Consider the following 13,845-nt stretch of genomic DNA (forward strand, 5'->3'; position numbering starts at 1 on the left):
CCGTCAGAGTGGACCGAGCAGAGCCCATCGCGGCTCGCAGAATTCCTTCACTGCAGAAGCGACGCCGCTGCTGATCGTGTTGCGGCGCTCAGGCGAGTCCATCTTGAGTTCTTCGTCCCGGTTGATGATCGAGCCCGCCTCCAGCAGGACGGCGGGCATCGCGGTCCTGCGCAGCACGATGAGCTTATCGTAGCTGTAGACGCCGGTTTCCTTGTTCAGCAGCGGATGCTGCTCGCGCCCCATGATGGGCAGGCTGTATTGCTCGGCATACTGCAGCCCCTCGGCCTTCATTTCCCTGGCGACCAGTTCGGCGAACAGGAGGCTGGTCTTGAAGTCCGGATTGTTGCGGGAGACGAACACCGAGTAACCGCTGAAGCGATCACTGAAACGGCGTTTCTTTCCCTCGAATTCCCAGTCCTCGAGCATCTTGTTGGGCACGGAATCATGATGGATCGACAGCAGCAGATCCGCGTGCAGGTTGTTGGCGGCGGCGACCCGCTTGAAGAGGCTGGGCCGCGCTTTGCCTTCGGTCAGCAGCAGCCTGGTTGCGGCAAAGCCTTCGGCCTTCAACTTCTCCTCGATCGACCGCGCAAGGCGCAGGTTGAAGGTGAACTCGGCGACGTTGCGCGCGCTGATCGCGCCTTCCGATTCTGCGGTATGTCCGACATCGAGAACGATCCGAAATGTCGCGGGATCGCATTTGGTTGCGGCCGGCTTGGAGACGGTTGGCGGCAGGGCGACCGGCCCAAGGGCGGCAAGCCTTGTGGCGCGTGGTTTTGATGGCGCGTGGTGCCTCGCCAATCTGGCCGGCTTTGCCGATTTCGCACGCTTTGGCGCTTTGGGATGCTTCGATGAGCTCTTGAAGAGATCAGGCAGCCAGCCGGCATCGCCGGCTTCGATAGGCAGCAGCGCAAACGCCGCGATCGCGACGACAAGCAAGCGATGAGGCCGAAGCCCCGCGACGATGCCACCGAGCACGCGAATCAGTTCGCAGCGCCTCATGCTCCGCCCCTCCGGGCCCCCAGCATAACGGCTCTGATATCGGTACCGGAAGAGGCCGGCGACGTCCATCCCCTGTCAAACGCGCCGCTCTTGCCTTGAACACCCTTGCCTTGGGCAAGGGCGTTCAGCACGGGGAGTTAAAGGTTCCGTCGCGGCTGCGACCTGATTACACCGGCTTCGGATCGAGCGTGATCGCCCACAGCTCGGCGTCGACGCGGTCGCGCAGGCTGACCGTCATCTGCCCGCTCTTGCCGTCGATCTTGACGTGACCGAAGAACTGCATGCCGGCCGACGGCGGCAGGTTCTGGTTGGCTTCGCCCGGCGCCTTGACGAACTTCACCTCGGGTCCAAACGTATTGTCGAGCTCGTTCGGACCGAATGTGCCGGCATGCAGCGGGCCGGAGACGAATTCCCAGAACGGATCGAACTCCTGGAACTGGGCCTTGTTCGGGTTGTAGTAGTGCGCAGCCGCATAGTGCACGTCGGCGGTCAGCCACACCGTGTTGGCAATGCCGGCGGTCTTGATGAAGCGCAGGATGTCGGCGATCTCGAGCTCGCGGCCGCGCGCCGGTCCGTCGCCCTGCGCGAAGGCTTCCGAGCCCTTCTTGTTGGCGGCATCGTCATAGACGATCAGCGACAGCGGCATATCGGAGGCGATCACCTTCCAGGTGGCGCGCGAGTTGAGCAGCGCGCGCTTCAGCCAGGCCATCTGATCCGGACCGATGAAATAGGCATCCGGGCCGTAGGTTTCCTGCAGGTTCGGACCGTTGGGGCCGCGATAGCTGCGCTCGTCGAGCATGAACACGTCGAGATGCGGGCCGTAGCTCAGCGTGCGATAGACGCGGCCCGGCTCGACGATGCTCTCGCGCATCGGATACATCTCGTGGAAGGCTTTCGCCGCGCGCGCAGCGAGCACGTTGATGTCGCGCTCCTTGTAGGCCGCCGGCAGCTGCTTCGACAGCGACCAGTTGTTGGTCACCTCGTGATCGTCCCACTGCACGAAGATCGGCACTTCGGCATTGAAGGCGCGCAGATTGCTGTCGAGGAAATTGTATTTATGCGCCGCGCGATACTCGTCGAGCGTCTCGGCGACCTTGGCCTTCTCCGGGATCGTGATGTTCTTCCAGATCTTGCCGTCGGGCTGCTTCTGCTCGGCGGTGATGACGCCGTCGGCATAGATGGTGTCGCCGGAATGCAGGAAGAAATCCGGGGCGTGCTTCTTCATCGCGGCGAAGGTGATCATGCCGCCGTCGTCGGGGTTGATGCCCCAGCCCTGGCCGGCGACGTCGCCGCCCCACACGAAGGAGACGTCGCGGCGGTCGCTCGGCGCGGTGCGGAAGCGGCCGACCACCGGCTCGCCGACAACGTCGACATGGGCGAGGTCGCGGAAGCGGACGCGGTAGAAGATGTCCTGGCCCGACGGCAGGTTCTCCAGCAGCATCTTGGCCGTGAAGTCGCTCTCCGGCAGCGCCGTGATCGGCGGCAGCGCGCGGGCATTCTTGAACGAATCTGTCGTCGCGACCTCGACCATCATCTGCGAAGGACGGTCCGCACGAGCCCATACCACGCCGCCGTCGACGCCGACATCGCCGGACTGCACGCCATGGGTGATCACCGGGCGGTCGGCCGCGCGCGATAGATAGGGCATCGCGATCACGCCGGCGCCGGCCGCAGCAGCGGTCGAGAGAAAGCGGCGGCGGGTCAGATTTCGCGAGAACCGGATCGTCATGGGGAGCCTCCTCAGGTCACAGCGACAATGCGCCGCGGTCGAGCACAGACCTAGAAAAATTCCATGACGGAGAGATTACAGGGGGGATGGAGAGCGGATCGCGCCCTTCGTAAGGTGAGCACATGCGTCAGGCTCCCTCCCCCCTTGTGGGGGAGGGTTGGGGAGAGGGGTAAGCCCCGGGCGGTGACGCCAGAGACGAAATGACACTCGCGCAATCGCAGCGACGTTCTCGGGATCAAACTTGAACGGAGCAAGCGGCACCCCCCTCCCTGACCCTCCCCCACAAGGGGGGAGGGAACGGAGAGAGTTCGTTCGCCGATGGCGTAGTCGTGCAGTATGGAGACCTACGCCGTGCCCGCGGCCCTGAACTGGCTCGCAGTCCGCTGCAGATTCTGCGGCATGCTGAGCAGCAGCGCCTTGCGGTCGGCGACGGCGTTGTGGAACTGCTCGAGCGCGATGTTGAAGGCGGTGAGCGTGCCTTCCTCGATGGCGCCGTGCTCGAAACAGTCCAGCGTGTGGCGCAGGATGTCGTCGGCTTCCGCCTGCAACTGGTCGAGCTCGTCGGTCGAATCGCTCTGCCGCGCGGTCTTCAGCATCTCCAGCAGGCGTTCGCGCTGCGAGGTGTTGGTGTTGCGCTCGTCCTGCTTGAGATAGCCGGCGAACCATGCACCGGCCGAGCCCATCGCCGAGAACGCCATCAGGCTCCACCAGATGTAATCGCTGTAGCGGTCGAGGAAGGTCTTTTCCTCGCCGTCGACGAAGGCCGCCGCGCCGGGATGCACCGGGATGGTGGCGTCCTTGTCGGTATCGGGCGTCTCGATCTTGGCGGCGAGCGGGAAATCGTTCTTGAGCGACTGCCGGATCGCGAACAATTGCCGGGTGAAGGCCGCGACCGTCGCGTCCGACAGGCCCTTTCGCGCCACGATATGGTGCGAGAAGCTGATCGTCTTCACCTCGTCGTCGGGCCGGTCGGCCGAGCCGAGCGAGCCGGCGGGAATTTCCGCGGCCTCATAGGCCGGATGGTTCTGCGCGATCGCTTCGGACGCGTCGATCGGCAGGAAGGTGGGCTCGCCGCCGTCCTTGGTCGACGCCGTGATCGCATCGATCGTGAGCTTGCTGTTGGCCGGACCGACAGCGAGATAGGCGTCGGCCTTCAGGTTCTTGATGGCCTCGACCGCTTCATTGGCCGGGAATTGCACGATCTCGACCTTCATCGGGTCGACGCCGTATTGCGTGAGGATCAGCTTCAGCAGGTTGACGTTGGCCGGGGTGCGGCCGACGACGCCGATCTTGCGGCCGGCAAGCTGTGCGATCTTGGTGATCTTTGCGGCCTTGCGGCCCTTGCCCTTGGCTGCGGGCGGCACCCACATCACCACGACATTCTTGCGCAGGACCGCGACCGCCTGCGCATTCTTCGGCACATCGAGGTCGCCGCGGATGATGGCGAGGTCGGCCTTGCCATCGGCGAGCGTCTGCGCGCTGGCGCTGGCGCCGTCGGTCTGCACCGGTCTCAGTTTGACCTGGGTGTGCTGCTGGTTGTTGAAGGCCTGCGCCAGCGCCTGCACGACCCTGAGGTCATCGCTGCTTGCGGGGCCGACCGCGATCCGCAGCGTCACCGGACGCACCGCGAAATAGTAACCGGCGATCGTCGCGCCGACGATGGCGAGCGCGCCCGCGATCAAGACGAACATCAGCCGTCGCTTTGCGGAGCGCAGCGGCTTGGGCGATATGCTGGCGGAGTCGTCTGTCATCGATCTCGCAAACAATCGTCGGGGCTCAATCTCGCAAAACTACCAACGCGCACACATAAGCCATTTGTAGCAAATTCCTGGGGCTACAGATGTTACATCTGCGTCATGGTTACCAGCGGCGATAGGACGCTATTTCGGCCTTATTTTCGGCATGGATCCCACCCCGGAGGCCGGTGGTTAGGCTAAGGTCGGCGTCAAACGGGAGGGTTACCATGGTCGAAAGGCTGTCAGCGGAAGCAAGGAAGGCCGCGCTTTGGGAACTGGCCGGCTGGTCGGAACTGGCCGGGCGCGAGGCGATCGCAAAGACCTTCGTGTTCAAGGACTTCAACGAGGCCTTCGGCTTCATGGCACGCGCCGCTTTGGTCGCCGAGAAGAGCGACCATCACCCCGAATGGAAGAACGTCTACAAGACGGTCGAGGTCGTGCTGGCGACCCATGATGTCGGCGGGGTGACCAAGCGCGATATCGACCTCGCCAAGGCGATGAACGCGATCGCAAGGCAGCTTGGGGTCAGTTGACCCGGCTGCGCGCAACCTTGCGCCGGTTGGCCGACATCCCCAGATTCGGATCGTCCGCCGCCGATCCGTCGTGCGGCGCCACAGGGAACCTTGCGATGCCATCGACCGATACCGGCATGGGATTTGGGCCTGCCGACCGGCTGGCGCAGGACCCCGAAAGCGTGCGCCGCCGCTTCTGGATCAAGTTCAAGAAAGTGGTGGCGCGGCTTCCTTTCGCCGAGGATCTGCTCGCGGCCTATTACTGCGCCTTCGACCGGCAGACGCCGCGCCATGTCCAGGCGGCGCTGCTCGGCGCGATCGCCTATTTCATCCTGCCGTTCGACTTCATCCCGGACATGCTGCCGGTGCTCGGCTTTACCGACGATGCCGCCGTGCTCGCAACCGCGATCCGCATGGTGGCAAGCCACATCACCCCCGAGCATCGCGAAGCCGCGCGCGCCGCGCTGAAGCGCGGGGTGCCGGAGAGCACGAAATAGTAGCCCGGATGAAGCGTAGCGCAATCGGCGGGCTTTCTCGCCAATCGATCGAGCGGTCGCGGATTTCGCTGCACTCTATCCGGGTTCGAGGAGTCTAGCGTTTCTCGCCGGCGCGCAGCTGGGCACGCGAGTTGTTTTCCGCGTCCCACGCCCGGAACTGCTTGAACAGCACCTCCTTGTCGGCGTCGCTCTGCAAGCGCGTCGCCGCCGGGCTCTGCTTCAGAAATTCATCGAAACGGGTGCGCGTTGCAGCTTCGACGCCGTGGCGGTCCAGCCATTGCTGGGCTACCGGCAGGCGTTGCCAACCCGGCAGTGGCGCCGACAGCGAGACCTCCCGCCACTTCGGATGGAACGGCGGATTCTGGAACGTCGGAAATTTTGTGAAGAATGCATCCACGAAATTGGCCAGCTTGTTGTAGCGCTCCGTCTTCGGTGCCCAGTTGTAGGCCGCAAGCACGGCAGGAACGGCGATCGTGTCGACGCGCTCCTCGCCCGAAATCAGGTTGGGATAGTCCTTGGCCGACAGGCTCGCCGGCAGATAGTCGTCCTGCAACGGTTTCTCGTAGTTGACCGGCACCAGGTGGAACCGGTCGTCCTTGAAGCCGCTCACGGACTTGTAAGGCTTGCCGCCACAGACGATTACCGCGTCGATTTCGCCGGCCTTCAATTTCTCCAGCGCGATGCGCTGCTCGACATAGACGACCTTCGGCTTCATTCCGAGCCGCTCGAACACGGTCAGTGCGGTGACGAAGGTGCCGCCATTGGGAAGGTCGACGCTGACGGTCTTGCCCTCAAGCTCCCTGAGATTACGGATCGATTTCGACGCGATCACGTGCATCTCTTCGTTGTAGAGCTTGGTCACGTAGGTGAACTGCTTCTTGATGTCTTTCGCGATGCCCTTCCGCTCGAGATAGTCGAGCGTGTCAGATCGAACGATGCCGAGATCGACACCCTGCAGAAACAGGATGTCGGCGACGCTCTGCACCGAGCCGCGCCCGACGATCGGCAGAATGCGCAACTTATTGCCATCGTCGAGCACGGAGGCGAGATCGGCGCCGAACTGAACATAGGTGCCGCCGATCGTGCCGGAGATCAGCGTAACCGTGTTGGCGTTGAGGCTCTGCTTGGTGCCTACCGAGCCGAACTGAAAGATCGCCTTCAGGCTGTCGCTGACCTTGGCCGGGTCGAATTCGGTCTGCTCAGCCCGTGCCGCCGGGCCCCAAATCATCATGCCTGCGAAAAGTACCAATCCAAACAAGCGTCGCATGTGTCCCTCGAGATGAGCCTAGTTTTGCAATTGCGCGAGGCGTTGCTGTGCGGGCTGCGAGCCGAGTTCGGCGGCCTTGCGATACCAGAGGCGTGCGGTCTCCGGATCGGGCGTGATGCTCCGCTTGTCCAAGGTCCCCAGCACGTCGGGATCGTAGGTGCGAGCCAGCAACAGCGCCGCGTCCGCGTCCTGCGCATCCGCGGCCCGCTCGAGCAAGAGCCGCGCCGATACGATGTCGCCGATCGCAAGCAGGCTGTTGGCGCGCTTCAGGAGGCCTGCGACGTCATCCGGATCGAGGCGTCTTGCCGGTGGCGCCGCCGGTGGTGGTGGCTCGATCGGCGCAGCCACGGGCGTTTCGTGCGCAACGAATTCGCTCTTGATCGCTTCCTGATAGGCGGCCGCGATCTGCGCGCGTGACGGCGGGGTTGTAGTGGTGGGCGACACCTCGGTGGCCACGGCGCGAACCGCGTCCGCGATTTCTGCGCGGGCCTCGATCGGCGAGACGCCGACCAGCGCGGCCTTGGCGCTCAGGACCGCGTCGCGCACGCTGCCGATGGACCACAGCCCGACCACCGCAGCCGCGACGAGAGCGCCGGCCGAAATTGTCAGCAGACCGGTGCGGAGGCGTGAACGTGGAATCGTGGTGCGCCCGTGCCAATCCGCGTCATCGATTTGGCTTGAAAGAAAAAGCGGGGCAGGTTCGTCCGCGCCGATGTCGATGGCTGCCCGATGTGGTCGCCGGTAGCGATAAGGTGCAAATTCGGGATCGTTGATATCCGCGTTGACCGCGCCGCGCGGCGGATCGTTGCCGTGAACGTGTGTTGGATTCCCCACCATGATGATGTTTCCCCGATACTATGACGCAACAATCGGGCATCTCTGGTGTCTGGTTGTTATTCTTATTGGGGTCCCTGAGCGCCCATTACAGGTTCTTAATCGCCTTGCGATTGGGCCCAAAAAGCGGCCTCGGTCGCTGCGAATCGGGAGAAATTTGGGTTTGATTGCGGCAGCGCGCGCCAACTCGGAGAAAGTTCACAAGGTCTGCTCGCGTTGCGCGCGCAGCGCCGAAGCGTGGAGTGCCGACGAAGGAGTGAGGTCTGCGTTCTGCTTTTTCCCGTAAGGGGGAAAGTCGAGATGGGGGTCAGCCGCGGACTCCGCTGCAAGTCGAGAGAGCAGATCCCGACCCGCTTTGCTCTGGCGAGCAAAGCAACCTCCCCTTTTTCAAGGGGAGGTTATGATGCATCCCGGATTTCGCTGCGCTCCATCCGGGCTACGAACTTTCACGACCCGTCATCCTGAGGTGCGAGCTCTTGCGAGCCTCGAAGGATGCACGGCCCCGCCGGTGGCCGTCGACCCTTCGAGACGCGCTACGCGCTCCTCAGGGTGACGGTGATAGCGAGACGCGCGCGGTCGCCCAGCTCAGCTTCCCGGATGCAGGATCACCTTGCCCATCGCCTTGCGGCCGGCGAGCACCTTCAGGGCTTCCGCGGTCTGCGACAGCGGGAAGGTGCGGTCGACATGCGAGGAGATCTTGCCTTCCGCGGTCCACTGCACGAGCTTCTCGAGGTTCTTGCGGTTCTTCTCCGGGTTCAGCCGCGCCCACGCGCCCCAGAACACGCCGCGGATGTCGCAGCCCTTGAGCAGTGCGAGGTTAAGCGGGATCTTCGGGATGTCGCCGGCGGCAAAGCCGATCACCAGGAAGCGGCCTTCCCATGCGGTCGAGCGCAGCGCAGCCTCGGCATAGGAGCCGCCGACCGGATCGAACACGATGTCGGCGCCCTTGCCGTTGGTCAGCTTGCGCAGGCCCTCCTTCAGATCTTCCTTGGCGTAGTTCAGCGTCAGCTCGGCGCCGTGCTGCTTGGCGAATGCGAGCTTCTCGTCCGACGATGCGCAGGCGATCACCTTCAGGCCCATCAACTTGCCGAGTTCGCACGCGGCAAGGCCGGTGCCGCCGGCGGCGCCCAGCACCGCGAGCGTGTCGCCCGGCTTCGGGCTCGCGCGATCTTCCAGCGCATGCAGCGCGGTGCCGTAGATGATGATGATGCCGGCGGCGCGGTCGTAATCGAGATTGTCGGGAATCTTCACGATCGTATTCGCGGGCAGCGCGATCTTGTCGCGCGCGCCGTTGTGACCGCATGACGCAACGACGCGGTCGCCGACCTTCAGATCGGTGACACCGGCGCCGACGCTCTCGATCACGCCGGCGACTTCGGCGGCCGGCGAGAACGGGAACGGCGGCTTGATCTGGTACTTGCCCTGGATCATCAGGATGTCGAAGAAATTCAGCGCCGCCGCCTTGATCGCGATCACGGCTTCGCCGGGACCCGCCACCGGATCGGGCACGTCAGCCAGCACGAGATCGTCGGGTTGGCAGTATTGCGAGCAGAGGATGGCTTTCATGGACACACCTGAGTTTCGGACGCAGAAAGAGCTGCAAGATCTTGGACTACAAGCTTCATGCCGGATTTGCGGCGGAGCGACAATACAGTGCGGAGGGATCAAACTATGTTTGAAAAAGGCCTGCTAGCGAAAAAGCGCATCCTGATCACCGGCGGCGGCTCCGGTCTCGGCGCGGCGATGGGCGCCCGCTTTGCCGAACTCGGTGCAGAACTGATCATCTGCGGGCGTCGCGAGGGGCTGCTCGAGGAAACCGCAGCAAAATTCCGCAGCGAGCTCGGCGCCAAGGTGTCGACCGCGCGCTGCGATATCCGCGACGGCGCCTCGGTCGAGGCGATGATGGATCAGGTCTGGCAGGACGCGCCGATCGACGTACTCGTCAACAATGCTGCCGCAACCTTTATTGCGCAGAGCGAACATTTGTCATTCCGTGCCGCGGACGCGATCCTCGCGCCGACGCTGCATGGCACGATGTACTGCACGCTTGCGGCCGGCCGCCGCTGGATCGAAGGCAAGCACAAGGGTGTGGTGCTCTCGATCCTCTCGACCTCGACCATCACCGGCCGCGCCTTCACGGTGCCGTCGTCGATGGCCAAGACCGCGGTGCTGGCGATGACCAAGAGCCTTGCCGTCGAGTGGGGCCCGAAAGGTATCCGCACTGTGGCGATCGCGCCCGGCGCGTTCCCGACGCCGGGTGCGACCGGACAGTTGCGTCCCGAAGCGCGCGGCGAGACCTGGTCGCATCGCAATCCGCTCGGCCGCGCCGGCGAGCATTCCGAGCTTGCCAATCTCGCCACCTTCCTGATCTCGGATCAGGGCGGCTACATCAATGGCGAGATGGTGGTGCAGGACGGCGGCGCGCATTTGCGCAGTTCCGGTGCCGAGGACCTGCTGCAATGGACCGATGCCCAATGGGAGAGCCAGCGCGCCGCGCGCGCCAAGGGGTGATCAACGATACCAAGCACTGAGTAGCAATCGATGCGCGCACGGCTGTCGCCGGCGCGCGCGCCCCGGACCTAACTGCCTTCCCAAAAAAGCGTTTCCCGGTTATCCATCCAAGCCGGCGGAGGGGAATCGCCGAGCCATCTTCCAGTCACAATGATGGGGGAACCAGTTGGCCGTGCGGCAAATTCTGACATCACTGGCTGTTTGTGTCGTGTGCGGGATCGTCTCCCTCGCGCAGGCCCAGGCTGCGCCCAAGAAGGATACGGCGAAGGAAGCGGCCAAGCCGGCGCCTTCGGCCGCCGCGGCTGCGGCCGGCGGTGCGGAACCGACGCTGATCGGCCAATTCGGGACCTGGGGCGCCTATACCGCATCGCCCAACGGCAAGAAGGTGTGCTTTGCGCTCGCCAAGCCGTCGTCGTCGAAGACCAACCCGCCGAACCGGCCGCGTGATCCGGCCTATGCCTTCATCTCGACCCGACCGGCCGAGAAGGTCGTCAACGAAGTCTCGATCATGATCGGCTACAGCGTGAAGCCGGGCTCGGAATCGACGCTCCAGGTCGGCGGCGGGACCTATGCGATGTACACCCAGGGCGACGGCCTCTGGATCAAGAATGCGGCTGAGGAGGAGCGGATGGTGGAAGCCATGCGCAAATCGGCCGATCTGACGGTAAAAGCCGTCTCGGCGAAGGGCACCGAGACGATCGACAGCTTCTCGCTGAAGGGCCTGGCGCAGGCGCTCGACCGGCTCGGACAGGACTGCCGGCGTTAAGACCGGCTCATAGACGTGAAATTGAGGTATTTGGCGGCTTTCCAGCACCGGCTGGAAGGCCTATTTGAGGTTTCATGACCGACCCCGTGACCACCCATGCCGTGTCCGGCGCCAGCGCGCTGGTCGAAAAGGTTCCGCTCGAGACTTATGTGCCGCCGGCCAAGCCGTCGCTGATCGGGCTGTCGCGCGCCGAGATCGCCGATCGCCTCGGCGAAATCGGGGTGCAGGCCGCGCAGCGCAAGATGCGCACCCAGCAGCTCTGGAACTGGATGTATTTCCGCGGCGCCAAGAACTTCGGCGAGATGACCAACGTCTCGAAGGACATGCGCGCCGAGCTCGAGAAGCATTTTACCGTCGACCGTCCCGAGGTGGTCGCCGAGCAGATCTCCAATGACGGCACGCGCAAATGGCTGTTGCGGCTGCCGAGCGGCGACAAGGTCGAGCGGCCGCACGAGGTCGAGTGCGTCTACATCCCCGAGACCGATCGCGGCACGCTGTGCGTTTCCTCGCAGGTCGGCTGCACGCTGAACTGCTCGTTCTGCCACACCGGCACGCAACGGCTTGTGCGCAACCTCACCGCCGGCGAGATCGTCGGCCAGGTGATGGTGGCGCGCGACCGGCTGAATGACTGGGCCGACCGCGAGGACGGCACGCGGCGCGTCACCAACATCGTGATGATGGGGATGGGCGAGCCGCTCTACAATTTCGACGCGGTGCGTGATGCGCTGCTGATCGTCGGCGACAATGAAGGCATCGGCATTTCCCGCCGGCGCATCACGCTGTCGACTTCGGGCGTGGTGCCGAACATCCAGCGCACCGGCGAGGAGATCGGCGTGATGCTCGCGATCTCGCTGCATGCGGTGCGCGACGAGCTGCGCAATGAACTAGTGCCGCTGAACCGCAAATATCCGATCAAGGAATTGCTGCAGGCCTGCCGCGATTATCCCGGCGCCTCGAACGCGCGGCGCATCACCTTCGAATATGTGATGCTCAAGGGTGTCAACGATTCGCTCGACGACGCCAAGCTGCTGGTGAAGCTGCTCAAGGGCATTCCGGCCAAGATCAACCTGATCCCGTTCAATCCATGGCCGGGCACCGCCTACGAGTGCTCGGACTGGGAGCAGATCGAGAAATTCTCCGAGTACATCTTCAACGCCGGCTATTCCTCGCCGGTGCGCACGCCGCGCGGCCGCGACATCCTCGCCGCCTGCGGCCAGCTCAAGTCGGAGACCGAAAAGCTCTCGGCCAGCGAGCGACAGGCGCTGCGCGCGATGGCAATGACGGATTGAGCGTTGTGAGCGACCACGCTCTCCGCGACGTCATTGCGCGCGAAGCGAAGCAATCCATGTCCGAACCTGCTGAACCATGGATTGCTTCGTCGCTATCGCTCCTCGCAATGACGGGGAGGTCGTAACATGGCCTTGATCGGCCGCCTGTTCGTCGTCGCCTTCGGCTTCCTGATGGCCTGCTTCGTGGCCGGGGTCATCGTGGTCGTCGCGGTGCTGTATCCCGAGCTCAGCGATTTCGGCGGGCAGATCGATCAGAGTGCGATTAACGTCGTGCTCGGCTTCGGCTTCATCTTCATTTCCGGCTTTGCGCTGCTGCCCGCGCTGATCGTGGTGCTGATCACCGAGGCGTTCTTCATCCGGAGCGTGCTGGCCTACGCGGTCGGTGGTGCGATCGTCGGCGCGGCCTGCTATCTCGGCCTGGTTCCGTTCGATCCCGACATGATGCAGTTCCATGGCATCGTGCGCCGGCACATGGAGATCATGACCGGCGCAGGCATTGTTGCGGGCCTGGTCTACTGGCTGATCGCCGGCCGCACCGCCGGCGCCTGGCGCGAGCCGCCGCGCCCATTGCCGCCGCCGCCCCTGCCGTCGCAATCGCCGCGGCCGTGATGACGGCTCTCACCCTCCCCTGAGGGGGAGGGTCGTTGCGCATGGAGCGGAGCGCCATGCGCAGCGGGGTGGGGTGATCTCTCAACTCGGGCAGTGCAGAGGCGGAGACACTTTCACCCCACCCCGGCTCACGCTTCGCTCCGCTCAACGTGAGCCGACCCTCCCCCTCCAGGGGAGGGTAAGGCAAGCCGACGCACTTTTCATGCTCATCCGCCTCGGCTAAACCGCGCGCCATGAACCGGACCGGACTTTTTATCGCGCTGGCGCTCGCGCTCATCATCGGCATCCTGTTCGGGGTCTATCCCGAGCTCGACCTGAAGCTCGCGGCGCTGTTCTACAATGCCGCGCAAAACACCTTCCCCGTGAAGCTCGACGCGGTGGCGTCGTTCGCGCGCGATGCGGCGATGTGGATCGCCTGGGCGCTGGTGCTGCCGGCGATCGTGACCATCGTCTGGAAATTCATCCGGCCGGATCGGCCGATGCTGATGTCCGGCCGCGCCGCGGTGTTCCTGCTGACCACGATGCTGCTTTCGGCTGGCGTCCTCACCAACCTCACCTTCAAGAACTATTGGGGCCGGCCGCGGCCGGTGTTCGTGACGCAGTTCGGCGGCGATCTGCAATTCATGCCGTGGTGGGACCCGCGCGGCGGCTGCCCCCGCAACTGCTCGTTCTTCTCAGGCGAGGGCGCCACCGCGTTCTGGACCTATGCGCCGGCGGCGCTGACGCCGCCAGCCTGGCGGCCGCTGGCCTTTGCCGGGGCGACCGTGTTCGGCATCGTCACCAGCGGGCTTCGCATGGCCTTTGGCGGCCACTTTTTCACCGATGTGGCGATCGCCGGCCTGGTGTCGTTCTTCACCGTCTGGCTGTTCTATGCGCTGATCTACCGCTGGGCCTCGACCCGGCTGACCGACGCCCAGGTCGATGCGGCGTTGACGCGGCTGGCGATGCCCGGCTACCGGCTGATGCAGCGCTGGCGCCGGGGCGGCCAAGCGAAGCCGAGCCAGCCGGAAGCCTGATTAAAGGCGTGCCCAGGCACCGGAAATTTGATATTCGCCCAGCGTAATCATCCTGATTTCGACCGATTGGACCGTCC

General features: G+C 64.2%; 13 protein-coding genes. 7 read left to right on the forward strand and 6 right to left on the reverse strand.

Annotated elements, in window-relative coordinates; translation table 11 throughout:
• Positions 1 to 3: 3 nt before the first annotated feature.
• The 3 genes from ACE103_RS00570 to ACE103_RS00580 form a co-directional block, all read right to left on the reverse strand.
• Positions 4 to 1,002: an N-acetylmuramoyl-L-alanine amidase gene (locus tag ACE103_RS00570; RefSeq protein ID WP_375777931.1), complete on the reverse strand. Its 999-nt coding sequence runs from the start codon at positions 1,000 to 1,002 to the stop codon at positions 4 to 6.
• A 166-nt stretch (positions 1,003 to 1,168) separates the two neighbouring features.
• On the reverse strand, positions 1,169 to 2,731 hold the full coding sequence (locus tag ACE103_RS00575) for an alkaline phosphatase D family protein (protein ID WP_375777932.1): 1,563 nt from the start codon (positions 2,729 to 2,731) through the stop codon (positions 1,169 to 1,171).
• 344 nt (positions 2,732 to 3,075) lie between these two features.
• Positions 3,076 to 4,482 carry a TAXI family TRAP transporter solute-binding subunit gene (locus ACE103_RS00580; RefSeq protein ID WP_375777933.1) on the reverse strand — a complete coding sequence of 469 codons (1,407 nt, stop codon included), beginning with the start codon at positions 4,480 to 4,482 and terminating at the stop codon, positions 3,076 to 3,078.
• A gap of 212 nt (positions 4,483 to 4,694) precedes the next feature.
• On the opposite strand from ACE103_RS00580, the gene ACE103_RS00585 reads away from it, so the two are divergent.
• Positions 4,695 to 5,000, forward strand: a complete 306-nt coding sequence (locus ACE103_RS00585) for a 4a-hydroxytetrahydrobiopterin dehydratase (protein ID WP_050404938.1) — start codon at positions 4,695 to 4,697, stop codon at positions 4,998 to 5,000.
• Positions 5,001 to 5,095: 95 nt separating this feature from the next.
• Positions 5,096 to 5,476 (forward strand): YkvA family protein, encoded by a 381-nt coding sequence (locus ACE103_RS00590; protein ID WP_375777934.1) that lies wholly within the window; start codon positions 5,096 to 5,098, stop codon positions 5,474 to 5,476.
• A 94-nt stretch (positions 5,477 to 5,570) separates the two neighbouring features.
• Here the strand turns inward: ACE103_RS00590 and ACE103_RS00595 are convergent, their stop codons facing one another.
• The 3 genes from ACE103_RS00595 to ACE103_RS00605 all read right to left on the reverse strand — a co-directional run bounded on the left by ACE103_RS00595 (position 5,571) and on the right by ACE103_RS00605 (position 9,143).
• Positions 5,571 to 6,743, reverse strand: a complete 1,173-nt coding sequence (locus tag ACE103_RS00595; protein WP_375777935.1) for a TAXI family TRAP transporter solute-binding subunit — start codon at positions 6,741 to 6,743, stop codon at positions 5,571 to 5,573.
• Between the two features lie 18 nt (positions 6,744 to 6,761).
• Positions 6,762 to 7,580, reverse strand: coding sequence for a hypothetical protein (locus ACE103_RS00600; RefSeq protein WP_375777936.1), 819 nt, complete (start codon positions 7,578 to 7,580; stop codon positions 6,762 to 6,764).
• A gap of 582 nt (positions 7,581 to 8,162) precedes the next feature.
• Positions 8,163 to 9,143 carry an NADPH:quinone oxidoreductase family protein gene (locus ACE103_RS00605; RefSeq protein ID WP_207834062.1) on the reverse strand — a complete coding sequence of 327 codons (981 nt, stop codon included), beginning with the start codon at positions 9,141 to 9,143 and terminating at the stop codon, positions 8,163 to 8,165.
• 105 nt (positions 9,144 to 9,248) lie between these two features.
• Between ACE103_RS00605 and ACE103_RS00610 the strand changes: the two genes are divergently transcribed.
• The 5 genes from ACE103_RS00610 to ACE103_RS00630 all read left to right on the forward strand — a co-directional run bounded on the left by ACE103_RS00610 (position 9,249) and on the right by ACE103_RS00630 (position 13,768).
• Positions 9,249 to 10,088, forward strand: a complete 840-nt coding sequence (locus tag ACE103_RS00610; RefSeq protein WP_375777937.1) for an SDR family oxidoreductase — start codon at positions 9,249 to 9,251, stop codon at positions 10,086 to 10,088.
• 166 nt (positions 10,089 to 10,254) lie between these two features.
• Positions 10,255 to 10,854: an invasion associated locus B family protein gene (locus ACE103_RS00615; protein WP_207834058.1), complete on the forward strand. Its 600-nt coding sequence runs from the start codon at positions 10,255 to 10,257 to the stop codon at positions 10,852 to 10,854.
• A gap of 74 nt (positions 10,855 to 10,928) precedes the next feature.
• A complete protein-coding gene (gene rlmN, locus ACE103_RS00620) occupies positions 10,929 to 12,143 on the forward strand; it encodes a 23S rRNA (adenine(2503)-C(2))-methyltransferase RlmN (protein ID WP_375777938.1) in 1,215 nt (404 codons plus the stop codon).
• A gap of 126 nt (positions 12,144 to 12,269) precedes the next feature.
• Complete coding sequence (locus ACE103_RS00625; RefSeq protein ID WP_375777939.1) at positions 12,270 to 12,752, forward strand: hypothetical protein; 483 nt, start codon at positions 12,270 to 12,272, stop codon at positions 12,750 to 12,752.
• Positions 12,753 to 12,985: 233 nt separating this feature from the next.
• Positions 12,986 to 13,768, forward strand: coding sequence for a phosphatase PAP2 family protein (locus ACE103_RS00630; RefSeq protein ID WP_375777940.1), 783 nt, complete (start codon positions 12,986 to 12,988; stop codon positions 13,766 to 13,768).
• The last annotated feature ends 77 nt before the right edge of the window (positions 13,769 to 13,845 follow it).

Origin of the sequence: Bradyrhizobium sp. ma5, assembly GCF_042258955.1 — a bacterium.
In the GTDB taxonomy this organism is placed as follows: Bacteria; Pseudomonadota; Alphaproteobacteria; order Rhizobiales; family Xanthobacteraceae; genus Bradyrhizobium.